This window comes from Mycobacterium sp. NPDC050853, from assembly GCF_040653875.1.
In the GTDB taxonomy this organism is placed as follows: Bacteria; Actinomycetota; Actinomycetes; order Mycobacteriales; family Mycobacteriaceae; genus Mycobacterium.
The window spans coordinates 531994-554954 of record NZ_JBFAGW010000002.1 but is presented as its reverse complement, the minus strand read 5'-3'; the positions used below and the strand labels follow the sequence as shown (position 1 = coordinate 554954).

Genomic DNA, 22961 nt, shown 5'->3' with positions numbered 1-22961 from the left:
GCGCTAGCGCCCAACCTCCGAGTCGATCGCCTGGGCCAGCGCCACGTCTTTCTCGGTGAGACCGCCCTCGGAATGGGTGGACAGTGCAAACGTCACTGTGCGCCAACGGATATCGATATCGGGGTGATGGTCGACCGATTCTGCGTGCTCGGCAATGCGGCGCACCGCGGCGATACCGTCCAGGAAGGCGTCGAACTTGACGGCGCGGCGCAGTGTGTCACCGTCGCGAGTCCACCCGGGAAGTCCGGCGAGCGCTGCGCTGATCTGGTCATCGGTGAGCAGGGCCATGGACTCAACGTATAACGTCGACCGCCATGGCGATAGTGGTCGCGGGCGCGGTGATCGATGGGGACAAGCTGCTCATAGCGCAACGATCCAAACCCGCCGAACTTGCCGGGCAATGGGAGCTTCCTGGAGGAAAGGTCGTCGAGGGCGAGTCGGAGCCGCAGGCGCTCGTTCGTGAGCTGCACGAGGAACTGGGTATCACGGTGACCGTCGGGTCGCGGCTGGGGGAGGACATCGTCGGGATAGGCCCAGCCGGAAATCTGGTGCTGCGGGCCTATCGGGTACAGCTGCACAGTGGCACGCCGCATCCCCATGAACATCTGGCGCTGCGCTGGGTGAAGTCCGACGACCTGGACGCGGTGCAGTGGGTGGCCGCCGACCGCGAATGGATCGGCGCCCTACGGGACGCGTTAGTGGCCGCGCGCCCGGTGTAGCGCCTTTTTCAGCTCTTTTTCCGTCAGCCCGTGATGCTCGGCCTTCTGCATCTTGTGCACCACAACGGGGCACTTCATGCAGCGTGGCTTGCTTTTACAGCACTTCTTTTTGGGCTTGAGCCGTGCGACCTTGCTGGCCTTCACTGGGTGTCCTACTTCTGGTCTAAATGTGTCTTGGGCTATGTCTGGATCTATGTCGGGCGTCACACGTGATAACGCCAGTTTCGTGAACTGGGGTGTTCACTGCCAGAATTGACAGACGTGACCCATAGTTTCCGGAACGTAGCCATTGTTGCGCACGTCGACCACGGCAAGACAACCCTGGTCGACGCGATGCTCAAACAGTCCGGTGCGCTCACGCATCGAGGTGATGACGCCATCGAACGCCTGATGGACTCCGGTGACTTGGAGAAGGAAAAAGGCATCACCATCCTGGCCAAGAACACCGCGGTGCACCGCCAGAACCCTGACGGGTCCATGACGGTCATCAACGTCATCGATACCCCCGGGCACGCCGACTTCGGCGGCGAGGTGGAGCGCGGCCTGTCCATGGTCGATGGTGTGCTGCTGCTGGTCGACGCTTCCGAGGGCCCGCTGCCGCAGACCCGCTTCGTGCTGCGCAAGGCGCTGGCCGCGCACCTGCCGGTGATCCTGTGTGTGAACAAGACCGACCGGCCCGATGCCCGCATCGCCGAGGTCGTCTCGGAAAGCCACGACCTGCTGCTCGACGTCGCCTCCGATTTGGATGACGAAGCGCAGAAGGCCGCCGAGGAAGCGCTGGGTCTGCCGGTCCTGTACGCATCGGGCCGCGCCGGAATCGCCAGCACCGTCGAGCCCGCCAATGGTGCCAATCCCGACGGCGAGAACCTCGATGTGCTGTTCGACGTGCTGCTCGAGCACATCCCGCCGCCGCAGGGCGACCCCGAGGCCCCACTGCAGGCGTTGGTCACCAACCTGGACGCATCCGCGTTCCTGGGCCGTCTCGCGCTCATCCGCATCTACAAGGGCCGGATCAAGAAGGGCCAGCAGGTGGCGTGGATGCGGGAGGTGGACGGCCACCCCGTCATCACCAACTCAAAGATCACCGAACTCCTGGCGACCGAGGGCGTCGAGCGCAGCAGTACCGACGAAGCCGTTGCCGGTGACATCGTGGCCGTCGCCGGAATGCCCGAAATCATGATCGGCGACACACTGGCCGACCCTGAACATGCCCACGCGCTGCCGCGGATCACCGTCGACGAGCCCGCCATCTCGGTGACCATCGGCACCAATACCTCGCCGCTGGCAGGCAAGGTGTCCGGGCACAAGCTGACGGCGCGGATGGTCAAGTCGCGGCTGGATTCGGAACTCATCGGCAACGTGTCGATCAAGGTCGTCGATATCGACCGTCCCGACGCCTGGGAGGTGCAGGGTCGTGGTGAGCTGGCGCTGGCCATCCTCGTTGAGCAGATGCGCCGTGAGGGCTTCGAGCTGACCGTCGGAAAGCCGCAGGTGGTCACGAGGCAGATCGACGGCAAGCTGCACGAGCCGTTCGAGGCCATGACCATCGACTGTCCCGAGGAGTTCGTCGGGGCTGTCACCCAGCTGATGGCAGCCCGCAAGGGCCGCATGGAGGAGATGGCCAACCACGCCGCGGGATGGGTCCGCATGGACTTCATCGTGCCCAGCCGTGGTCTCATCGGCTTCCGCACCGACTTCTTGACGCTGACCCGAGGCACCGGCATCGCCAACGCCGTCTTCGAGGGCTACCGGCCGTGGGCCGGGGAGATCCGCGCGCGGCACACCGGGTCGTTGGTATCCGACCGCACCGGCTCTGTTACCCCGTTCGCGATGACCCAGCTGTCCGATCGCGGGCAGTTCTTCGTGGAGCCAGGGGATGCCACCTATGAGGGCCAGGTCGTCGGCATCAACCCACGTGCCGAGGACCTCGACGTCAACGTCACCCGCGAGAAGAAGCTGACCAACATGCGGTCCGCGACCGCCGACGTCTTCGAGACCCTCGCCAGACCGATGGAACTCGACCTTGAGAAGGCCATGGAGTTCTGCGCGGGCGACGAGTGCGTCGAGGTGACGCCGGAAATTGTGCGGGTGCGCAAGGTGGACCTGGACGCCAACACCCGCGCGCGCAACCGCTCGCGGGCGAAGGCCGCCTCCAACAACAGCTGACCTGGCGGATTTCTCTCCCTACGCTCGCGCGGCCGACGAAATCGGCGCACACTGCACTACGTGGCCGACTTCAACGCCGTCAAGCGGCGCGTGGTGCACACGGTGCAGAAGTACGTCGTCAACCCCGTCGGCCGGCGCGCGCCGGTCACCATGCTCGAGACCATCGGCAGGAAGAGCGGGCAGCCGCGTAACACCGCTGTCGGCGGTCGCCTCGTCGACAACCAGTTCTGGTTGGTCTCCGAGCATGGCGAGCACTCGGATTACGTCCGCAACATCAAAGCCAACCCCGCGGTGCGGCTACGCATCCGCGATCAGTGGCGCACCGGTACTGCGCACCTGCTGCCTGAGGACGATGCACGAGCAAGACTGCGAGAGCTGCCGGACTCGCGCTGTATCGCAGCCACCGCGGCGACCGGAGCGTCACCGGGTTGATCTACACCCATTCGCATGTCGACCACTTTGGCGGTGCGCTCGGGGTCACCACGAATGAGGATGTGGCGGCAGGGCGTTGTCCGGTGATCGCGCCCGCCGGGTTCCTGGAGCACGCCGTCGCCGAGAACGTCTACGCCGGCACCGCCATGACCCGCCGTGCTGTCTACATGTACGGAGCGGTATTGCCCAGGGGGCCGCTCGGGCAGGTGGGGTCCGGTCTCGGACAAACCAATTCGATCGGCACCGTGACCCTGATCGCGCCAACACTGGACATCACGCACACCGGGCAGGAGGAGACCGTCGACGGTGTGCGCATCGTCTTCCAGATCACCCCCGGTACCGAGGCCCCGGCCGAAATGAACTTCTACTTCCCGGCGCACCGAGCTCTGTGCATGGCCGAGAACGCCACTCACACCCTGCACAATCTGCTGACGTTACGCGGCGCGCTGGTCCGCGATCCGCATGTGTGGGCGCGCTACCTCACCGAGTCGATCAACCTGTTCGGCTACGACTCCGATGTGGTGTTCGCATCGCACCACTGGCCCACCTGGGGCACCGAACGTTTGGTGGAATACCTTTCCCTGCAGCGTGACCTGTACGCCTACCTGCACGATCAGACGCTGCGCCAGCTGAACCAGGGCTATGTCGGTTCGGAGATCGCTGAAACCTTTCAACTGCCTCCGGCCATCGCCAGCGCCTGGCATGCCCGCGGCTACTACGGCTCGGTGAGCCATAACGTCAAGGCCATCTATCAGCGCTACATGGGCTGGTTCGACGGCAATCCCGCGCATCTCTGGGAACATCCGCCGGTGGCCGGCGCGCAACGACACGTGGACTTTATGGGTGGCGCCGACGAGGTGCTGCGTAAGGCGCGCAAGGCATTCGATGAAGGCGACTATCGCTGGGTGGCGCAGGTGGTCAACTATGTGATCTTCGCCGACCCCGCCAATGAGCCGGCAAAAGCATTGCAAGCCAGCTGTTTTGAACAGCTCGGATATGGCGCGGAAAACGCGCCGTGGCGCAACTTCTACCTGATGGGTGCCCATGAGCTGCGTCACGGGAGCGTCGGGACCCCGATCGCGACCAACGCGCCGACCATGCTCGCTGCGCTGACCATCGACCAGGTCTTCGATGCGCTCGCGCTCCGCGTCAACGGGCCCAAGGCGTGGAATGAACGGTTCGTCAGTGACTGGCACTTCACCGACGAGGATCGTGTCCATCGTCTGGAGCTGCGCAACGGGGTGCTGGTGCACTACCCACGCCCGTCCGGGACATCGCTGCCCTCCGCCGATGTGACCTTCACCCTCACCCGACCCGCCCTGATCGCGGTGCTACTCGGCGGCGGCGATCCTGCCCAGGCGTTCGCCTCAGGCGACATCACCGTCGACGGTGATGCAGGCGGGTTCGTGCGGCTGGTCGCGGTGCTTGATCAGCCGGATCCAGACTTCGCGATCGTGACCCCATAACCAGTTGGGGCGCAGGTGCATGTGGCGGGTAACTAAGGTTGGTCCTCATGCTCACGTCGCGACTCGCTGCCCTGGCTGGGGCCGTGCTCCTCGCCGGGTGCACCGTCAGTGCGCCTCCGGCCGTGCAGGGCAGTGAAACAACCGACTCCACGACGCCGCCACCACCCAAGAAAGAGCAGATCGTGGTGGGTATCGATTCGATCGGCGCGGGATTCAACCCGCATCTGTTGTCCGATCAGTCGCCGGTGAATTCGGCGATCAGCTCGCTGGTGCTGCCCAGTGCGTTCCGCCCGGTGCCCGATTCCGCGACCACCACCGGCTCACGCTGGGAGCTGGACCCGACGCTGCTGGTATCCGCCGAGGAAACCAGCCAGGAGCCGTTCACGGTGACCTACACGATCCGCCCCGAGGCGCAATGGACCGATAACGCACCCATCGGGGCCGATGACTTCTCTTACCTGTGGCAACAGATGCTCACCCAGCCCGGGACTGTCGACCCTGCGGGCTACGGAAACATCACCGATGTCCAGTCGCGCGACGGTGGCAAGCGTGTGGTTGTCACCTTCGACCACAAGTACCCGGCCTGGCGCGAGCTGTTCACCGACTTGCTGCCCGCGCACATCGTGAAGGACATCCCGGGCGGCTTCGCCTCCGGGCTGGTCAAGTCGATGCCCGCCTCCGGGGGACGATTCCGGGTGGACGCGATCGACCCTCAGCGGGACGAGATCCTGCTGGCCCGTAACGACCGGTACTGGGCAGCCCAAGCGATTCCGGACGAGATCCTGTTCCGTCGCGCGGGTGCTCCGACGGTATTGGCGGATTCCGTTCGCAACGGGGACACCCAAGTGGCTCAGGTACATGGCAGCGCGGTGACCTTCGCCCAGTTGTCCAACATTCCCGGCGTGCGGACCGCACGGATCGTCGCACCGCGGACCCTGCAGCTGACGCTGCGCGCCGGGCAGCCGACGCTCACCGATTCCAAGGTGCGCCGGGGGCTGCTCGGTCTGCTCGACATCGGGCTGCTGGCAGCGGTGGCCGCGGGGAACGACAACGCCGTCACCCTGGCAGCGGCGCAGGTGCGCTCTCCCTCGGATCCCGGATACAAGCCCACCGCGCCCGTCGCCCTCACCCGTGACGCCGCCCTCGCGTTGCTTACGGAGGCCGGGTACGAGGCGGTCGAGGTGCCCCCACCACCCGGCGCACCAGCGGGTCCCGCGCAGATCACCAAAGACGGAGAGCCGCTGCGGCTCGTCATCGGCGCTGCCGCCAACGATCCGACCTCGGTCGCCGTCGCCAACACCGCCGCCGATCAGCTGAGCAATGCGGGGGTGCGGGCCACTGTCCTCGCCCTCGATCCGCCCACGCTGTATGGCCAGGCGATTCCGGATGGTCGTGTCGACGCCATCGTCGGCTGGCATCAGTCCGGTGGGGATCTGGCCACCGTGCTGGCCTCTCGGTACGGCTGCCCGGCGCTGCAGTCGGGCAAGGTGCCCGATACCCGCACCACCACGCCCCCTCCACCGCCGGCGAGCAATACGCCGTCTCCGCCGTCGAGGGAAGAATCTGTCCGTGCCCCAAGCAATCTCACCGGGTTGTGCGATGAGGGACTGCAAGCCGGTATCGACGCCGCGCTGACCGGTCACGCTGACGTGGGCAAGATCGTCGATCAGGCCGAGCCTCAATTGTGGAAGATGGCAACGGTTTTGCCGATCATGCAGGACACCACGATCGCCGCGGCGGGGCCCAGCGTGCAGAATGTCGAGCTGACCGGCGCGGTCCCGGTGGGTATCGTCGCGACGGCCGGGGAGTGGAAGAAGACACGCCCATGACCCGACGACTCATGCTGGTCCACGCTCACCCCGACGATGAATCTCTCACGACCGGCGGCACTATTGCGCGGTATGCCGCCGAAGGTGCCGACGTCCGCGTGGTGACCTGCACCCTCGGTGAGGAAGGCGAGGTGATCGGCGAGCGCTGGGCACAGTTGGCCGTCGATCACGCCGATCAACTCGGCGGGTATCGGATCGCTGAATTATCCACCGCGCTAAGGCATCTCGGTGTGAATGAGCCCACGTTCCTGGGTGGTGCGGGGCATTGGCGTGACTCCGGCATGGCGGACACCGGACCGCTGCATCCACGGGCGTTTGCCGGCGCCGACATGGGCGAGGCGGTGGCGGCGCTGACTGCGTTGATTGAGGAGCACCGCCCGCAGGTCATCGTCACCTATGACCCCTTCGGTGGATACGGGCATCCCGATCACATCCAGGCACACCTGGTGACCACTGCTGCTGTGAAGAAGGCCACCTGGCAGGTGTCCAAGCTGTACTGGACCGTCATCGCAACCAGCGCGTTGGATGCAGGACTCGCAGCAATGACGCAGCTCCCTCCGGGATGTGAACCGGCACCCGTCGATCTCATACCCACCTATGCCGACGAGGAGATCAGCGCCGCCATCGACGTATCGGCCCACCGCGGTGCAAAGGCTGCGGCGCTGCGCGCGCATGCCACCCAGCTCACGGTCTCCGAAGACGGGACCGCGTTGGCGCTGTCGAACCTGATCGCGTTGCCCATCGCGGACACCGAACATTTCGTGCTGGTGCGTGGTGTGCGCGGCGTCGACAGCGGGTGGGAATCCGATCTGTTCGCCGGGGTGGAGTTGTAAGCTCGACCCATGCCACCCGATCAAGACCTGGATCCCAACCAGCAGCACTGGCAAGACCGGCTGGATAATTTCCAATGGGTCGTCGGCTCGCTGGCGGCTCAGCTCGACTCGATCCCGATCTAGACGCCTGAACGGTTTCTTGCGCGCGTTCGTCCTGACCGCGCTCATTGTCGACGGGATCATCAGCGCCATCCTCGGCGCCGCTCTCCTGAATCTGCGGATCGGCGGGGTGCTTGTTCCGCTCGGTCTGATCATTAGCGCTGTGCTCAACGTGCTGCTGGTGTGGTGCGCCGACCAGTGGGCGCCGTCGCCGCGGTGGGCGGGCGCGCCGCTCTGGGCGTTCGTGGCGACCACGACGCTGCTGCTCTTCGGTGGGCCGGGCGGCGATGTTGTCTTCGCCGGGCTCTGGCCCCTTCTGCTGATGGTGGTCGGCGTGCTGCCCGCGGCGTATGTCTTGCGTCGCGCGAACGGCTAGCCCAAATACTCGGATTCGAGAACCAAGTCCTTCACCAACGTCTGGTACTCGACATGGGTCTCGTGCTCGACGGTCTGCCAGAGCTTGCCCTGCTGTTCCTTCATGTACGCGCGGTACTTGGGGGAGCCGGGGAATCCGACGTTATCGGCGACCACGATCGTCCCGGGATGCAACCAGCCCCGTTCCATCAGCCGCTGCAGGTCGTCGAGATACACGTCCTTCCAGTGGTCGATGAACACGAAATCCAGGCATCCTTCGGTAAACCCGTAGTCCTTGGTCAGTGCGTTCAGGGTGGTGCCGTCGTCGGCCGTGCCGTTGATGCAGGTGACACGGTCTGCCAGGCCGGCATGCGACCAGACCCGGCGAGCGACCGAGGCGTTGGCGCCGGACTTCTCTATGGAGAACACCTTGGCGCCCGGAGCCGCACGAGCGATCCGCAGGCCGCTGTACCCGCAGTAGGCGCCCAACTCCAGGGCGATCTTCGGGTTGGCGCGCGTGACAGCGGCGTCGAGCAGCTGCCCCTTCTCGTCGCCGACATTCATCAGGATCGATTGGTCGTACGCGAAGTTGTCGATGGCCTCGATGGCGGCGTCGACATCCCCCGCCGGGGCGGTGGCGATGACGTGCTCGGCGGTGGCCTCCTCGCGGCCATCGCCCATCTGACCGGTGCGCATGACGGTCAAACCGCCGAATACCGCCCGCAGAAATGAATACCGCAGAAACGGAAGTTTCTGCTTAAGGGTTCTGGTGAGACTCACGGATATCAGCCTAGCGATCCCTGGCGTTTCCGCAGGGTGGCCCCGTTGATGAGCCCCCGAGTGGTCGGCTTTTTGGTACGGGCGGATGATCTGGGGGTGACCGACGGTTGTACAGGCGTGCCCGACGACGTAAAGCCGCTGCCGAATCCTGCGTTTCCCGCTAAGAAGGCGGTGTCCTCTGCGGCGCTGCGACGGGTGTTGCGTCGCGCACGAGACGGCGTGGTGTTGAACGTCGACGAGGCCGCGACGGCTCTTACTGCGCGTGGTGAGGACTTGGCCGATCTGATGGCCAGTGCCGCGCGGGTGCGTGATGCCGGGTTGGAGTCTGCGGGCCGCCTGGGTGCGTTGGGCCGTCTTCCGATCTCGTATTCGCGCAAGGTGTTTATCCCGGTCACGCATCTGTGCCGCGACAAGTGCCATTACTGCACGTTCGTGACGGTTCCGGGCAAGCTGCGCGCCCAGGGTCAGGGTATGTATCTGGAGCCAGACGAGATTCTGGATATTGCCCGCCGTGGCGCCGAATTGGGATGTAAAGAGGCTTTGTTCACGCTGGGGGATCGGCCCGAGGACCGCTGGCCGGAGGCCAAGCAGTGGCTCGATGAGCGCGGCTATGACACCACGCTGGACTATGTGCGGGCGATGTCGATTCGGGTGTTGGAGGAGACGGGTCTGCTCCCGCACCTGAATCCGGGGGTGATGAGCTGGTCGGAGCTGGCGCGGCTCAAGCCGGTGGCGCCGTCGATGGGCATGATGTTGGAAACAACCTCGCGCCGGTTGTTCGAGACCCGCGGTGAGGCGCACTACGGCAGCCCCGATAAGGACCCTGCCGTGCGGCTGCGGACGCTGACCGATGCGGGCCGGCTGTCGATCCCGTTCACGACAGGGCTGCTGGTTGGGATCGGCGAGGATCTGACCGAGCGTGCGGAGACCATTCACGCGATCCGCAAGGTGCACAAAGAGTTCGGTCATGTTCAGGAAGTGATCGTGCAGAACTTCCGAGCCAAATCCGATACCGCGATGCAGACGGTGCCCGATGCCGATATTGACGATTTCCTGGCGACGATCGCGGTGACCCGTTTGGTATTGGGTCCCAAGATGCGGGTGCAAGCACCGCCGAATCTGGTGTCCCGCAGCGAATGCCTGGCCTTGATAGGTGCCGGAGTGGACGATTGGGGTGGGGTGTCGCCGCTGACCCCCGATCATGTGAACCCCGAGCGGCCGTGGCCGGCGTTGGAGGATTTGGCTTCGGTGACGGCGGAAGCCGGATACGACCTGGTGCAGCGTCTGACGGCGCAGCCTCAGTACGTGCAGGCCGGGTCGGCGTGGATCGATCCTCGGGTGCGTGGGCACGTGGAGGCCCTGGCAGACCCGGAAACCGGTTACGCCCTGGATGTTTCGCCGACGGGGTCGCCGTGGCAGGAGCCCGACGAGACGTGGGAGTCCACGGGCCGGGTCGATTTGCACGCGGCCATCGATTCGGAGGGCCGCAATACCGATACCCGCAGCGACCTGGCGAGTGCGTTCGGGGATTGGGAGTCGATCCGCGAACATGTACGAGAACTGAACGCGCGGGCACCGGAGAAGGTGAGTTCCGATGTGTTGGCGGCCTTACGTTCGGCCGAGCGGAATCCGGCCGGATGCAGCGATGACGAGTATCTGGCGCTCGCGACAGCCGAAGGGCCTGCGATGGATGCCGTTGCCGCGCTCGCTGATTCGATCCGCATCGATGTGGTCGGCGATGACGTCACCTACGTGGTGAACCGGAACATCAACTTCACCAACATCTGCTACACGGGTTGCCGTTTCTGCGCGTTCGCGCAGCGTAAGGGTGATGACGACGCGTTCTCCCTGTCTGCCGAGGAGGTGGGTGAACGGGCGTGGGAAGCCTATGTCGCCGGAGCCACCGAGGTCTGCATGCAGGGCGGCATCGACCCGGAACTGCCTGCGACCGGGTACGCCGACCTGGTGCGCGCGGTCAAGAAGCGGGTGCCCAGCATGCATGTACATGCCTTCAGCCCGATGGAGATCGTCAATGGCGCCTCCAAAGGTGGTCAGAGCGTGCGTGATTGGCTGACCGAGCTGCGTGCCGCAGGTCTGGACACCATCCCGGGCACCGCCGCCGAGATCCTCGACGACGAGATTCGGTGGGTGCTGACCAAGGGCAAGTTGCCCGCCTCCGAATGGATCGACGTCATCAGCACCGCGCATGAGGTGGGGCTACGGTCCAGCTCGACCATGATGTACGGGCACGTCGACACTCCCAAACATTGGGTGGGGCATCTGCGGGTTCTCGCCGGAATTCAAGACCGCACAGGCGGGTTCACCGAGTTCGTGCCGCTGCCGTTCGTGCACCAGAGCGCACCGCTGTACCTAGCGGGCGCCGCCCGCCCGGGGCCCACAAATCGGGATAACCGGGTCGTACATGCGCTGGCGCGCATCATGCTGCACGGGCGTATCGACAACATTCAGACCAGCTGGGTCAAGCTCGGTATCGAAGGCACCCGAGTGATGCTGCAAAGCGGCGCCAACGATCTCGGCGGAACGCTCATGGAGGAAACCATCTCCAGGATGGCCGGCTCCGAACACGGATCTGCCAAAACCATCGCCGAGCTGCAGGAGATCGCGGAGGGTATTGGACGTCCCGCGGTGGAACGCACCACCACCTACTCGCGGCGGCCGTCCGCCGCCTGACGCCGAGCGTGAAGCCATGGCGGGATTTCTCGAGAATCTCCGCCACAGGTTCACGCTCGGCGAGATAGCCTCGTGCCCTGATGACCAGTATCCCGCCCGATGAGGGGTCGATGCCGCCGACTACCCAGCGGCCGTTGGACTCGCCTTCAACCGCGTACTCCGAGGCCGATGATTCCGAAATCCTCGTGCGTGATCGCTCTTGGCGCTGGGTGTGGATCATCTGCGCAGCAGCGGGCGTGGCCATTGTGGTGGCGCTGGTCCTGGCCCTGGTGGAGGTCGACAAGGTTGAGGAGCCGGCGACACCGGCCCCGGCGACGTCAACAACCGAACGTCCGGCTGCGCCAAGTAGTTCGGTGCCGGTAGCGCCGCCGCCTCCGACCGTGATCAGTACCGTCATCGAAACCACCGTGGTGGTTGAGACGCCCGCGCCGGTCGCACCGACGGAGGTAGCGCCGACGGAGATCGTGCCGACGCGCCCAGGGGAGGGCCGGTTGTGCCACGAGCTGCATCCGCGCCGCGACTGTGAGGGATACCGGTAAGTTGACGGTCTCTGTCCGCACCTGACTGACTGGTTTGCGGTGAGTTAACTCCGTGGGTCGTTTTGGGCATCGTGATGTTCGTGATTGCCCGCCTTGTAGCGACAAGTTTCATCGTTGCCATGCTTGGGTTTCCCGATGCCGCCCCGGCCAACGCTGAGCCGAGAGAAATGGCGCCGCAGTCCTATTCGAGGACGACCCGGGACGGCTGGCAGCTGCAGATCCGGCTCGATAACGAACGTGTGAACCCGGTGCCCAATCTGGCGGCGGCCACCAACTCACGCGAGGCGTTCATCACCCTGTCGGGCACTGCGACGGCGAACGGCGGCACCAACCCCATCACCGACAGCCTCTTCGTCATCGGCTACCAACTCGGTTGCCAGTCCGATGTTTCCTCGGGTTTGCAGCTCGGCGGATCGGCAGGTATCGCCCCGTCAGTGAGCCTAGGTGTGGCTCCCACCCCCTCAGTGGGAGTGGGTGGGAGCGCCGGGGTGAGTGGGTTCGTGCAGACCGTGGTGCAGCCTGGTGTCATCGTCAACCTGCCGATGGGCAATATGGTGCTCTCCCATGGTGGTACGGGGGCACTGGACTTGGACAACGTGCACGTGAAGGCCGACGCCTGCGGTGGTGACGTGACGATCCGCTCATTCGCCTCCTTGCGTGCTTCGACCGAGACCGGTCACACCGAGTTCGCCGTCTACGGCGATCCGATCAAGATCTGACGATGAAATTCGTCTGCGCCGCAACACTCTTGGTGTGCTCGTTGTGTTGGGCGCCACTGGCCGCAGGAGAGCCGAACCCCGCAGTACCTATTCCGGTGCCCGGTGGGACGCCCAACTATGCGGCCACTGCGTCCCAGCCGCCTTTCGGACTATCCCCGGCACCGCCGCGCGGAGCCCGGATCTCGGCCGGTGTCGACTCCGGGTACACCACTCGGATCGGCGCCGGGATGACCGGCGGGCAGCTGGAGGACCCTCGTGGACTGTCAGAAGGAGTAACACCGTGATTCGATCACTCTGTGTGGCAACGATTATCGCCGGACTTGCGATCGGACTTGCCGCGCCTGTCACCGCCGCGCCACCGCCTCCGAATCCGGCGCCCTACAACCCGGTCTTCGTGCCCGGGCAGCTTCCTGCACTGCGTCCGTCGCGAGGGACGCAACTACCGGTGCTGATGTCGGGTCCGTCGCGTGGCCCCAAGATCTCCGCGGGGGTGGATGCGCCGGCGCCACCGGGCGGTGTCAAGGCGGGTGCCGGTATCGGAGACGGGAAGCTGGAAAGCCCCACCGGGGCGCCTACGCGATAGCCACTCTCCGCGCATTTGTCAGTCGCATTGACATGTTTTGCGAGTCGGCGCACGCTGGGTGCATGAGTGAGCCGATCGTCTTCATCAACGTTTTCGAAGTCGCCGCAGAGAAAGTCGACGCGTTCCTCGCCGGATGGCGGAAACGGGCTGAGTTCATGACCGAGCAGCCGGGGTTCCTGTCGTTCCGGATACACCGGGCGGTGGTGCCGGGCGCTCGGTTTCAGCTCGTGAACATTGCGACCTGGGAGAGCATCGAAGCGTTGACCACGGCCACGAGCGGTGACCGGTTTCAAACCATGGTTCGCGAAGCCGCCGCCGAGTTCGGTGCGGTTGCCTACCCGGCGGTGTACGAGGTCGCCCTGGAGATGTAGCCCCTGTCTGCTCGCGAGGGAAACTACAGCTTGGCGGCCAGCTCCGTGCCCTGCCTGATGGCGCGCTTGGCATCAAGCTCGCCGGCGAGTAAGGCCCCACCGATGACGTGCGCGGTGACTCCGGCTTCCTTCAGCACGTCCTCCAGATCGCGCACCGATTCCTGGCCCGCGCAGATCACCACGTTGTCGACCTCGAGAACGCGCGGGTCCTTGCGCTCCTCACCGAAACTGATGTGCAGCCCGGCATCGTCGATCTTCTCGTAGTTGACCCCCGCAAGCTCCGTAACCTTCTTGGCCTTGAGCGATGCCCGGTGTACCCAGCCCGTGGTCTTGCCGAGGCCCTTGCCCAGCGAGCCCTTCTTGCGCTGGCACAAATAGACCTCGCGAACCGCCGGAGCCGGAATGGGTTTCGTGAGCGAACCGCGGGAATCGTGTTCCTCCGAGATGCCCCACTCGGCGCGCCACTCCTTGAGGTTCAGCGTCGGTGACTCGTCGATCGTCAGGAACTCTGAGACGTCGAAGCCGATACCGCCCGCGCCGACGACTGCCACCCGCTTACCGACGGGCTTACCCCCCTTGATGACCTCCGGGTAGGAGAGCACCATCGGGTGGTCGATACCGGGGATCGCGGGAACGCGCGGCTTCACGCCGGTGGCGAGGATGACGTCATCGAACTTGCCGGTAATGAGTTCCTGGGCGTCCACCTTCTTGTTCAAAAGCACTGTGACGTCGTACTTTTTGAGCATGGCGGTGTAGTACCGGATGGTCTCGTTGAACTCTTCCTTACCGGGGATGCGCCGCGCCATATCGAACTGGCCGCCGATCTCGGCGTTGGCCTCGAACAGCACGACCTTGTGTCCGCGCTGCGCGGCGCTCACCGCGGTTGCCAGCCCGGCGGGTCCGGCGCCGACTACCGCGACCTTCTTGGTGTGGCGGGTGGGCAGCAGCTTGAGCGTCAGCTCGTGACCTGCCCTGGGGTTGAGCAGGCAGCTGGCCTTCTTGTTCACGAACGAATGGTCAAGGCAGGCCTGATTACAGGCGATGCAGGTGTTGATCTCGTCGGCGTGATCAGCCGATGCTTTGTTGGCCCAGTCCGGGTCGGCCAGCAGTGGGCGGGCCATCGAAATCAATTGCACCTGACCGTCGTTGAGAATCTGCTCGGCGGACTGCGGCATGTTGATCCGGTTGGAGGCCATTACCGGGATGCTGACTTCTTGGGCGATCTTGTTGGACAGGTCGACGAATGCGTTCTGCGGGACCGAGGTGACGATGGTGGGCACCCGTGCCTCATGCCAGCCGATACCGGTGTTGATGATGGTTGCACCGGCGGCTTCGATCTCCTTGGCGAGCGCCACGATCTCGTCCCAGGTTTGGCCGTCGGGTACGTAGTCCGCCATGGACATCCGATAGCAGATGATGAAGTCTGGGCCCACGGCCTCGCGGACCTTCTTGACCACCTCGACCGCCAGCCGCCGCCGGTTCTCCGGACTGCCACCGAACTCATCTGTGCGGTTGTTGGTGTAGGGCGCCAGGAACTGGTTGATGAAATAGCCTTCGCTGCCCATGATCTCGACACCGTCGTACCCGGCCTTCTTGGCCATCTTGGCGCTGTGTGCCCAGTCGTCGATGGTCTGCCAGACACCCTTGGTGCTGAGCTTGCGAGGCTTGAACGGGGTGATGGGCGACTTCTTGCTCGACGCGCTGACCGAGAATGGATGGTATCCATAGCGTCCTGCGTGCAGGAGCTGCACGATGATCTTGCCGCCGTTCTTGTGCACCGCGTTCGTGACGATCCGATGCCGGTATGCCTCAAGAGAAGTGGTGAGTTTTCCGGCCAGCGGCTTAAGCCACGCGGCGCGGTTGATGGCATATCCACCGGTGATGATCATGCCGACCCCGCCCTTGGCGCGTTCCGCGAAATATGCCGCCAAAGCCGGGGTGTCCCAGGGGAAATCCTCTAGGCCGGCGTGCATGGATCCCATGACGACGCGGTTCTTCAGCGTTGTGAAGCCAAGATCCAAGGGGGACAGCAGGGTTGGATAGGGGTTACTCATGATTCTCGCTTTCAGTCCGGGCTGTGGACAAGGAAGTGATCATTTCGTCGCACCAATCGATGAAGCCCTCTTCCATGCGGACACCTCCGCGTAGGACGAGATATTGGTGCAGGGCCGCGCCGGTGAGTTGATCCGGAGCGGAAAACTGGCGTTTTTCCATCTGGCGGTAGTTATCGAGCATGACGGCGTGTGTGTCGCGTTGAACGCGGATGTTCTCGACCACAACCTCAATCTCGCCATAGGTGCCTGCGCGGACCTTGAGAGCCAAGTCGCGCATATCGGTGCCCTCGGCGCTGTTGACCCACCGGGACAACTCGCGATAGCCGAGCTCGGCAACGTCGTACACCTTCTTGGCTGGCCGCCCTTCTTGGTCGACGACCGTGCAGCGCAACCAGCTGTCGTCTTCCATCCGGCGCAGAGTGCGATAGATCTGCTGGTGGGTGCCGCTGTAGAAGTACCCGATCGACCGGTCGAACCGGCGCGTGAGCTCGTAACCCGACCCGTTCTGCTCGGCCAGGGACAACAAGAGGGCGTGGGTGAGTGCCACGGCAGCATGTTGGCACGGAACGGGACCCCTATGCAACTTGTTGCAGTGCAACAGTCTGCATACGGCAGGTCAGTTAAGTGTTGCCATCGGTAACTGTAACTGCTAGAAACGTGTAGTCGCCCGGAACTCACCAGGAGGTTCTCTCGTGACGTATGTGATTGCCGAACCGTGTGTTGACGTGATGGACAAGGCGTGTGTCGAAGAGTGTCCTATTGGATTGCATCTACGAGGGTGCTCGGGCGATGTGCATCCACCCGGACGAGTGCACGGATTGCAATGTGTGCGAATCGGTTTGCCCCGTGGAAGCGATCCTCTATTGGGATGCTGTGCCTGACGAGTGGAGTGGCTACGTGCGGGCGAATGCTGACTTCTTCGCAGATCTCGATTCGACGTCCAGCGCGCGGAAGGCCGGCAAGATCGACCGGGACGTACCCCTCGTCCCGCAACTCCCGCGCAAGGTCTGGGCACGCCTGCTGGACGCCAGGCCAAGTTAAACGATAAGCTAAGTATCTGTAACCGGTAGAAACGGCTAGATGGTCCGGCAAGTTAGGACAGCCTGTGTCGTTGGGCACAGCTGCGGACCGGAATACTGGCCGCAACGCATGAACTGGACATCGAGGAGACCTGCGTGACCTACACGATCGCGGAACCGTGCGTCGACATTATGGACAAGGCATGTATCGAAGAATGCCCCGTCGACTGCATCTACGAGGGTGGGCGCATGCTCTACATCCACCCCGATGAGTGTGTGGACTGCGGTGCTTGCGAACCGGTGTGCCCGGTGGAGGCCATCTTCTATGAGGACGATGTGCCGGATCAGTGGACCGGTTACATCCAGGGCAACGCCGACTTCTTCGTAGACCTGGGCTCGCCCGGCGGTGCCGCGAAGGTCGGCAAGACCGAATACGACCCGCCGTCGGTCAAGGAGCTTCCTCCCATGGGTGAAGGACACTGAGCTCGTCGTCTGGGTCTCGACGCCGGGTATCGGCTGTGTCCTCCTTGCTGCCTGAGTTTCCCTGGGACACCATCGCCGAAGTCAAGGTGACGGCTGCGGCGCACCCCGATGGGATCGTTGACCTTTCTGTCGGTACCCCTGTCGATTCCGTCGCGCCGCCGATCCGAGAGGCGTTGTCCGCGGCTGGCGACCTGCCCGGATATCCGGCGACCGCCGGCACACCGGAGCTACGCCTGGCGATTCGTGAATCGGTGACCCGCCGATATGGCGTCATTCCGTTGGCCGACAATGCGGTGCTGCCGGTCATCGGTACCAAGGAGCTCATCGCGTGGCTGCCCACCCTGCTCGGCTTGGGGGCCGACGATCTGATCGTCATCCCCGAATTGGCCTACCCCACGTACGAAGTGGGCGCACGGTTGGCCGGGGTACCCACGGTTCGGGCGGACTCGCTGACGCAGCTGGGACCGCAGCACCCCGCGCTGATCTATCTCAACTCGCCCAGCAATCCGACCGGCGCGGTGCTGCCGGTCGAGCATCTGCGCAAGGTCGTCGACTGGGCACGTGAGCGAGGCGCTCTTGTCGTCTCCGATGAGTGTTACCTCGGCCTCGGGTGGGACGCCGAGCCGGTCTCGGTGCTGGATCCCCGGGTCTGCGACGGCGACGCGGCCGGGTTGTTGGCGGTGCACTCGCTGTCCAAAACCTCATCGCTGGCGGGGTATCGGGCAGGTTTCGTATTGGGTGACGCATCGGTGGTCGGCGAGCTGCTCGCGGTGCGCAAGCACGCCGGGATGATGGTGCCGGGCCCCGTGCAGGCCGCGATGACCGCGGCACTGAGCGAGGACCAACACCAGCTCGACCAGCGCGCACGTTACGAGGGTCGCCGCGCCAAGCTCTCGAAGGCATTGACCGGTAATGGATTCCGGATTGACCATTCCGAGGCTGGGCTGTACTTGTGGGCCACTCGAGGTGACTCCTGTGACGACGCGCTGGCATATCTGGCACGGCGGGGGATCCTGGTGGCCCCCGGACGGTTCTACGGCCCCCGCGGTAGGGAACATGTTCGGGTGGCACTGACCGCAACGGATGAGCGCATCGACGCCGCCGTCGCCCGCCTCGCGGACTGACCGTCGAAGACCCGCGCTACCACACGTAACGTCCTGCCGGATTTGGCCGGCACCTGGTGCTTCGTTGCGCATTCTCCGGAATCCTCGACACCCGCGGGGCAACAGGACGATGCTGGACACATGGATGCCATCACCAACGTGCCGGCTCCCGCCAACGAGCCGGTGCTCACCTACGCGCCGAACAACCCCGAACGCGACCGATTGATTACGGCACTGTCCAGCCTCGCCGCGACGCCGATCGACCTGCCACACGTCGTCGGTGGTGCTCGCCGGATGAGCGATGGCGAACGCATCGACGTGGTGCAGCCGCACAACCATCGCGCCGTGCTGGGCACCGTCACCAACGCCGGACATGCTGAGGCCCGCGACGCGGTAGAAGCCGCCCTTGCTGCTAAAAATGATTGGGCAGCACTATCTTTCGATGACAGGGCGTCGGTCTTCCTGCGTGCCGCTGATCTGTTGTCCGGCCCATGGCGTGCCACGCTCAACGCGGCCACCATGCTTGGGCAGTCGAAGACCGCCTATCAGGCCGAGATCGACTCGGCCTGCGAGCTGGCCGACTTCTGGCGGTTCAACGTGCAATTCGCGCGGCGTATCCTCGCCGAGCAGCCGGACAGTGGCGGCGGTGCATGGAACCGGATGGAATACCGGCCGCTAGAGGGCTTCGTCTATGCCATCACGCCATTCAACTTCACCGCGATTGCGGGCAACCTCCCCACGGCCCCAGCGCTTTTGGGAAACACCGTGGTCTGGAAGCCGTCCATAACCCAGGCCTTCGCCGCACACTTCACCCTTGAGCTCCTCGAAGCGGCCGGGTTACCGCCCGGCGTCATCAACCTGCTCAACGGGGACGGGATCGCGGTATCCGATGTGGCACTGGCCGATCCGCGCCTGGCAGGTATCCACTTCACCGGCTCCACGCGAACGTTCCAGCATCTGTGGCGTGAGGTCGGTGCCAACATCGACCGGTATGACACCTACCCGCGGCTCGTCGGTGAGACCGGCGGCAAGGACTTCGTCGTCGCACACACGTCGGCCCGTCCAGACGTGTTGCGTACAGCGCTTATTCGCGGCGCCTTCGACTACCAGGGTCAAAAGTGTTCCGCAGCCTCCCGCGCCTTCGTGGCCAGGTCGGTATGGGATCAGATGGGCGATGAATTCCTCGATGCCACCTCCGCGCTGACCTACGGCGACGTCACAGACCTCTCGAACTTCGGTGGTGCCGTCATCGATGAAAAGTCCTTCGCGCGCAATGCGGCCGCAATCGATCGTGCCAAGAGCGCCGGGGTGACGATTGCCGCGGGAGGCGAATACGACGACAGCGAAGGATATTTCGTCCGGCCGACCGTGCTGCTCTCGGACGACCCGACCGACGAGGCATTCTCCACCGAGTACTTCGGTCCCATCCTGGCGGTGCACGTCTATCCGGACGACGACTACGAGCGCATCCTCGATGTCGTCGACACCGGCTCGCGATACGCACTCACCGGTGCCGTCATCGCCGATGACCGGCAGGCCGTTCGGGTGGCAGGCGACCGGCTTCGTTTCGCGGCCGGAAACTTCTACGTCAACGACAAGCCCACCGGTGCCGTCGTCGGCCAGCAGCCCTTCGGCGGCGGCCGGGCGTCCGGCACCAACGACAAGGCCGGATCGCCGCTCAATCTGCAGCGCTGGCTGTCGCCGCGAACCATCAAGGAAACATTCAACGCCCCAACAGAATATCGATACCCGCATATGGATGAGCCGCTTGCGCGACGACCAGCAGCCGGGGAGCGTGGGGATGGCTGAATGGTTCGGAAGAACGGCGAGACCCGTCATCCTGGCGGCCAGTAGATCGGGGCGGCTGCGGCACACCGCCGAACGGATGCCGCTGACCCGGCAGGTGGTGCGCCGCTTCGTCCCCGGTGAATCCCAGAACGATGTGATCGCGGCCGGTACGGCGCTGCTCGACTCGGGGCGATTCATCTCGATTGACTACCTGGGGGAGGACACCACCGATATCGAGCAGGCCACTCGCACGGTTTCGGCCTACCTGTCACTGCTGGATGCCTTGGCGTGGCGCAGTGACACCGTGCATACCGGCGTACGGCCGCTGGAAATCTCCCTCAAGCTCTCCGCCCTGGGGCAGGCGCTGCCGCGCGATGGGGAGCGTATCGCCCTGGAGAACGCACAGCTGCTGTGCGCCAAGGCTGATCAGGCCGGTGTGTGGGTCACCGTCGACGCCGAGGATCACACCACCACAGAATCAACGCTGAGCATCGTGCGTGAACTGCGTGCCGACTTTCCATGGCTGGGCGCCGTGCTCCAGGCATATCTGAAACGCACCTATGCCGATTGCGCGGACCTCGCGGGCGAAGGCTCACGCATCCGGTTGTGTAAGGGCGCCTATGACGAGCCCGAGTCCGTTGCGCACCGAGACCCCGAGGACGTCGATGTCGCCTACCTGCGCTGCCTGCGCGTACTGATGGAGGGCGAAGGGTATCCCATGGTGGCCTCGCATGACCCTGCCATCGTCGACGCGGCAGGGCTGATGGCGCGCGAGACAGGCAGAGGGCCGGGCGATTTCGAGTATCAGATGCTCTATGGGATCCGCGATGCCGAACAACGTCGACTCGCCGGTGAAGGCCACCATATGCGTGTGTACGTGCCGTTCGGCGAGCAGTGGTACGGGTACTTCGTGCGGCGCATCGCCGAACGTCCCGCCAACATGACATTCTTCCTGCGCGCGCTGCTCTCCCGGGGGTAGCTCTAGGCTGGCCAGATGCTGCTGAACTCTCTTCACCCCACGGCGCCCGACCTCGCGGATGCGGTTCGTATCGGTGAGGACAGTTGGGGCCGCGGCGACCTCGTGGGTGCTGCCACCGCCGCCGCCGAGCGGATCGGGGGCGCGGCAGGACCGGTCGCCGTGCTGGCCCGCCCGAGCGTCGAGACAGTGCTGGCGGTCATCGCCGGCCTCATCGCCGGGGTGCCGATAGTGCCCGTACCCGCGGACGTCGGAGTGGCCGAACGCCGCCACATACTTGCCGACAGTGGCGCGATCGCCTGGCTGGGCGAATCACCGGATGAACCAGAGGGATTGCCGCATGTGCCGGTGCGCCGGCACGCCCGATCCTGGCATCAATACTCAGAACCGCGCCCCGAGTCGACGGCACTCATCGTCTACACCTCGGGGACCACCGGCGCACCGAAGGGGGTTCAGCTGAGTCGACGCGCGTTGGCCGCCAGCCTCGACGGACTTGTTGACGCGTGGGCGTGGACGCCCGATGACGTTCTGGTGCACGGGCTTCCACTGTTCCATGTGCACGGTCTGGTGCTCGGCCTGCTCGGATCGTTGCGGGTGGGAAATCGGTTCATTCACACCGTCAAACCAGCACCCGAGGCCTATGCGGCTGCGCAGGGCACGTTGTACTTCGGCGTGCCGACGGTGTGGTCCCGGGTAGTGGCGGACGAATCCTGCGCGCGTGCACTGTCTACCGCGCGGCTGCTGGTATCGGGTAGTGCTCCACTGCCGGTGCCGGTTTTCGATGAGCTGCGCCGACTAACGGGGCAGGCCCCCGTCGAACGATACGGAGCCACCGAAACCGTCATCACGCTCTCCACACGCGTCGACGGCGAACGTCGCGCCGGTTGGGTCGGTCATCCGTTGGCGGGCGTTCAGACTCGCCTGCTTGGTGAGGATGGCACCGCAGCCCCGCATGATGGGGAAACCGTTGGCCAGCTACAGGTTAAGGGGCCAACGCTGTTCAGCGGCTATCTCAACCTGTCGGAGAAGACCACCGAGGTGCTCACGGAGGACGGGTGGTATCGCACCGGCGATGTCGCCGTCGTCGACGAGGGCGGGATGCACCGCATTGTCGGACGCGAATCAGTTGACCTGATCAAATCGGGTGGCTACCGCATAGGTGCCGGTGAGATCGAAACCGTGCTGCTCGGGCATCCCGGGATCGTGGAGGCAGCGGTCGTGGGAGTTCCCGACGACGACCTGGGGCAACGCATCGTCGCCTACATTGTCGGTGACGTGGCGGAGGATGACGTCATTGGCTACGTAGCGCAACAACTATCGGTACATAAGCGTCCCCGCGAGGTGCGGAAGGTGGATGCGCTGCCCCGGAACGCCATGGGCAAGGTCCTCAAAAGGGAGCTGATCACATGAACTGGACCGAAGAACTTCTGGATCAGATCGAATTGCACTGGCGCACCCAGCTGCGCCCGCGGTTGGACGGACTCACCGACGACGAGTATTTCTGGGAGCCGGTACGCGACTGTTGGAGCCTGCGTCCCCGTGGCACCTCGAATGCGCCACTGGTAGGAGGATCCGGCGATTTCGTCATCGAATTCGCTGCCCCGCCGCCGGACCCGGCACCGGTGACCACGATCGCCTGGCGGCTTGGCCACATCCTGGTAGGCGTGCTCGGGGCACGCATCGCCAGCCACTTCAACGGGCCGGCCGTTGATTACATGACCTTCGACTACCCAGGTACGGCTGAGGGTGCCCTACAGCAGCTCGACGACTTCTATGCGGCATGGCGCGAGGGCATTGCGAGCAAGGATGAGGCCGGGCTGCTGACTCCTTGCGGCCCCGCCGAGGGCCCATGGGGCCACCGGTCTTTCGCGACGCTCGTCCTGCACATCAACCGCGAGCTGATCCATCACGGCGCGGAGATTGCGCTACTGCGCGACCTATACGCCCGGCAGTGATT

At 64.6% G+C, this 22961-nt stretch carries 21 protein-coding genes and 3 pseudogenes; 20 read left to right on the top strand and 4 right to left on the bottom strand.

Annotated elements, in window-relative coordinates:
* Nucleotides 1-3 precede the first annotated feature (3 nt).
* Nucleotides 4-288 carry a 4a-hydroxytetrahydrobiopterin dehydratase gene (locus AB0H22_RS11005; protein WP_358146604.1) on the bottom strand — a complete coding sequence of 95 codons (285 nt, stop codon included), beginning with the start codon at nt 286-288 and terminating at the stop codon, nt 4-6.
* Nucleotides 289-314: 26 nt separating this feature from the next.
* Here AB0H22_RS11005 and AB0H22_RS11000 point away from each other — a divergent pair, with 26 nt between their 5' ends.
* The 7 genes and pseudogenes from AB0H22_RS11000 to AB0H22_RS10970 all read left to right on the top strand — a co-directional run bounded on the left by AB0H22_RS11000 (nt 315) and on the right by AB0H22_RS10970 (nt 7920).
* A complete protein-coding gene (locus AB0H22_RS11000; RefSeq protein ID WP_358146603.1) occupies nt 315-719 on the top strand; it encodes a (deoxy)nucleoside triphosphate pyrophosphohydrolase in 405 nt (134 codons plus the stop codon).
* A 261-nt stretch (nt 720-980) separates the two neighbouring features.
* A complete protein-coding gene (gene typA / locus AB0H22_RS10995) occupies nt 981-2885 on the top strand; it encodes a translational GTPase TypA (RefSeq protein WP_180752118.1) in 1905 nt (634 codons plus the stop codon).
* Between the two features lie 60 nt (nt 2886-2945).
* Nucleotides 2946-3266 (top strand): annotated as a pseudogene (locus AB0H22_RS10990) (nitroreductase/quinone reductase family protein); the annotation flags it as partial.
* Nucleotides 3260-4783: pseudogene (locus AB0H22_RS10985) on the top strand (alkyl sulfatase dimerization domain-containing protein); the annotation flags it as partial. The pseudogenes AB0H22_RS10990 and AB0H22_RS10985, both read left to right, overlap by 7 nt.
* Nucleotides 4784-4830: 47 nt before the next feature.
* Complete coding sequence (locus AB0H22_RS10980; protein ID WP_180752120.1) at nt 4831-6612, top strand: ABC transporter family substrate-binding protein; 1782 nt, start codon at nt 4831-4833, stop codon at nt 6610-6612.
* An 11-nt stretch (nt 6613-6623) separates the two neighbouring features.
* A complete protein-coding gene (gene mshB / locus AB0H22_RS10975) occupies nt 6624-7445 on the top strand; it encodes an N-acetyl-1-D-myo-inositol-2-amino-2-deoxy-alpha-D-glucopyranoside deacetylase (RefSeq protein ID WP_358146719.1) in 822 nt (273 codons plus the stop codon).
* A gap of 139 nt (nt 7446-7584) precedes the next feature.
* Nucleotides 7585-7920: a hypothetical protein gene (locus tag AB0H22_RS10970; protein ID WP_180752121.1), complete on the top strand. Its 336-nt coding sequence runs from the start codon at nt 7585-7587 to the stop codon at nt 7918-7920.
* Here the strand turns inward: AB0H22_RS10970 and AB0H22_RS10965 are convergent.
* Nucleotides 7917-8678: an O-methyltransferase gene (locus tag AB0H22_RS10965; protein ID WP_180752122.1), complete on the bottom strand. Its 762-nt coding sequence runs from the start codon at nt 8676-8678 to the stop codon at nt 7917-7919. The genes AB0H22_RS10970 and AB0H22_RS10965 overlap by 4 nt on opposite strands.
* Before the next feature lie 117 nt (nt 8679-8795).
* On the opposite strand from AB0H22_RS10965, the gene AB0H22_RS10960 reads away from it, so the two are divergent.
* From AB0H22_RS10960 to AB0H22_RS10935, 6 genes are all read left to right on the top strand, one after another.
* Nucleotides 8796-11369: a bifunctional FO biosynthesis protein CofGH gene (locus AB0H22_RS10960; RefSeq protein ID WP_180752123.1), complete on the top strand. Its 2574-nt coding sequence runs from the start codon at nt 8796-8798 to the stop codon at nt 11367-11369.
* Between the two features lie 80 nt (nt 11370-11449).
* Complete coding sequence (locus AB0H22_RS10955; RefSeq protein ID WP_180752124.1) at nt 11450-11908, top strand: hypothetical protein; 459 nt, start codon at nt 11450-11452, stop codon at nt 11906-11908.
* An 80-nt stretch (nt 11909-11988) separates the two neighbouring features.
* Nucleotides 11989-12627 carry an MspA family porin gene (locus tag AB0H22_RS10950; protein WP_180752125.1) on the top strand — a complete coding sequence of 213 codons (639 nt, stop codon included), beginning with the start codon at nt 11989-11991 and terminating at the stop codon, nt 12625-12627.
* Between the two features lie 2 nt (nt 12628-12629).
* On the top strand, nt 12630-12911 hold the full coding sequence (locus AB0H22_RS10945; RefSeq protein ID WP_180752126.1) for a hypothetical protein: 282 nt from the start codon (nt 12630-12632) through the stop codon (nt 12909-12911).
* Entirely contained in the window at nt 12908-13210 is a 303-nt protein-coding gene (locus AB0H22_RS10940) for a hypothetical protein (protein WP_180752127.1), read from the top strand. The genes AB0H22_RS10945 and AB0H22_RS10940 overlap by 4 nt, the downstream gene beginning before the upstream one ends.
* 62 nt (nt 13211-13272) lie before the next feature.
* Complete coding sequence (locus AB0H22_RS10935; RefSeq protein WP_358146602.1) at nt 13273-13581, top strand: antibiotic biosynthesis monooxygenase family protein; 309 nt, start codon at nt 13273-13275, stop codon at nt 13579-13581.
* 23 nt (nt 13582-13604) lie between these two features.
* On the opposite strand, the gene AB0H22_RS10930 is transcribed toward AB0H22_RS10935, so the two are convergent.
* Nucleotides 13605-15635, bottom strand: coding sequence for an NADPH-dependent 2,4-dienoyl-CoA reductase (locus AB0H22_RS10930; protein ID WP_180752129.1), 2031 nt, complete (start codon nt 15633-15635; stop codon nt 13605-13607).
* Complete coding sequence (locus tag AB0H22_RS10925) at nt 15628-16182, bottom strand: PadR family transcriptional regulator (protein WP_358146601.1); 555 nt, start codon at nt 16180-16182, stop codon at nt 15628-15630. The genes AB0H22_RS10930 and AB0H22_RS10925 overlap by 8 nt, the downstream gene beginning before the upstream one ends.
* A 145-nt stretch (nt 16183-16327) precedes the next feature.
* Between AB0H22_RS10925 and fdxA (AB0H22_RS10920) the strand changes: the two are divergent.
* From fdxA (AB0H22_RS10920) to AB0H22_RS10890, 7 genes and pseudogenes are all read left to right on the top strand, one after another.
* Nucleotides 16328-16676 (top strand): annotated as a pseudogene (fdxA, locus tag AB0H22_RS10920) (ferredoxin).
* A 134-nt stretch (nt 16677-16810) separates the two neighbouring features.
* Nucleotides 16811-17137 (top strand): ferredoxin, encoded by a 327-nt coding sequence (gene fdxA / locus AB0H22_RS10915; protein WP_180752131.1) that lies wholly within the window; start codon nt 16811-16813, stop codon nt 17135-17137.
* Nucleotides 17138-17172: 35 nt separating this feature from the next.
* Nucleotides 17173-18261 (top strand): succinyldiaminopimelate transaminase, encoded by a 1089-nt coding sequence (dapC, locus tag AB0H22_RS10910; protein WP_358146600.1) that lies wholly within the window; start codon nt 17173-17175, stop codon nt 18259-18261.
* A 120-nt stretch (nt 18262-18381) separates the two neighbouring features.
* Nucleotides 18382-20049 carry an L-glutamate gamma-semialdehyde dehydrogenase gene (pruA, locus tag AB0H22_RS10905; RefSeq protein ID WP_358146599.1) on the top strand — a complete coding sequence of 556 codons (1668 nt, stop codon included), beginning with the start codon at nt 18382-18384 and terminating at the stop codon, nt 20047-20049.
* A complete protein-coding gene (locus tag AB0H22_RS10900; protein WP_358146598.1) occupies nt 20042-21007 on the top strand; it encodes a proline dehydrogenase family protein in 966 nt (321 codons plus the stop codon). The genes pruA and AB0H22_RS10900 overlap by 8 nt, the downstream gene beginning before the upstream one ends.
* A 15-nt stretch (nt 21008-21022) precedes the next feature.
* On the top strand, nt 21023-22414 hold the full coding sequence (locus tag AB0H22_RS10895) for an acyl-CoA synthetase (RefSeq protein ID WP_358146597.1): 1392 nt from the start codon (nt 21023-21025) through the stop codon (nt 22412-22414).
* Nucleotides 22411-22959, top strand: coding sequence for a DinB family protein (locus AB0H22_RS10890; protein WP_358146596.1), 549 nt, complete (start codon nt 22411-22413; stop codon nt 22957-22959). Before AB0H22_RS10895 ends, AB0H22_RS10890 begins: the two co-directional genes overlap by 4 nt.
* The last annotated feature ends 2 nt before the right edge of the window (nt 22960-22961 follow it).

Coding starts and splice junctions, on each gene's coding strand:
- AB0H22_RS10945 (WP_180752126.1), top strand. CDS start 12,630: ATGAAATTCGTCTGCGCCGCAACACTCTTGGTGTGCTCGTTGTGTTGG.
- AB0H22_RS11005 (WP_358146604.1), bottom strand. CDS start 288: ATGGCCCTGCTCACCGATGACCAGATCAGCGCAGCGCTCGCCGGACTT.
- AB0H22_RS10930 (WP_180752129.1), bottom strand. CDS start 15,635: ATGAGTAACCCCTATCCAACCCTGCTGTCCCCCTTGGATCTTGGCTTC.
- AB0H22_RS10900 (WP_358146598.1), top strand. CDS start 20,042: ATGGCTGAATGGTTCGGAAGAACGGCGAGACCCGTCATCCTGGCGGCC.
- AB0H22_RS11000 (WP_358146603.1), top strand. CDS start 315: ATGGCGATAGTGGTCGCGGGCGCGGTGATCGATGGGGACAAGCTGCTC.
- mshB (WP_358146719.1), top strand. CDS start 6,624: ATGCTGGTCCACGCTCACCCCGACGATGAATCTCTCACGACCGGCGGC.
- pruA (WP_358146599.1), top strand. CDS start 18,382: ATGGATGCCATCACCAACGTGCCGGCTCCCGCCAACGAGCCGGTGCTC.
- AB0H22_RS10980 (WP_180752120.1), top strand. CDS start 4,831: ATGCTCACGTCGCGACTCGCTGCCCTGGCTGGGGCCGTGCTCCTCGCC.
- AB0H22_RS10890 (WP_358146596.1), top strand. CDS start 22,411: ATGAACTGGACCGAAGAACTTCTGGATCAGATCGAATTGCACTGGCGC.
- AB0H22_RS10935 (WP_358146602.1), top strand. CDS start 13,273: ATGAGTGAGCCGATCGTCTTCATCAACGTTTTCGAAGTCGCCGCAGAG.
- AB0H22_RS10955 (WP_180752124.1), top strand. CDS start 11,450: ATGACCAGTATCCCGCCCGATGAGGGGTCGATGCCGCCGACTACCCAG.
- AB0H22_RS10895 (WP_358146597.1), top strand. CDS start 21,023: ATGCTGCTGAACTCTCTTCACCCCACGGCGCCCGACCTCGCGGATGCG.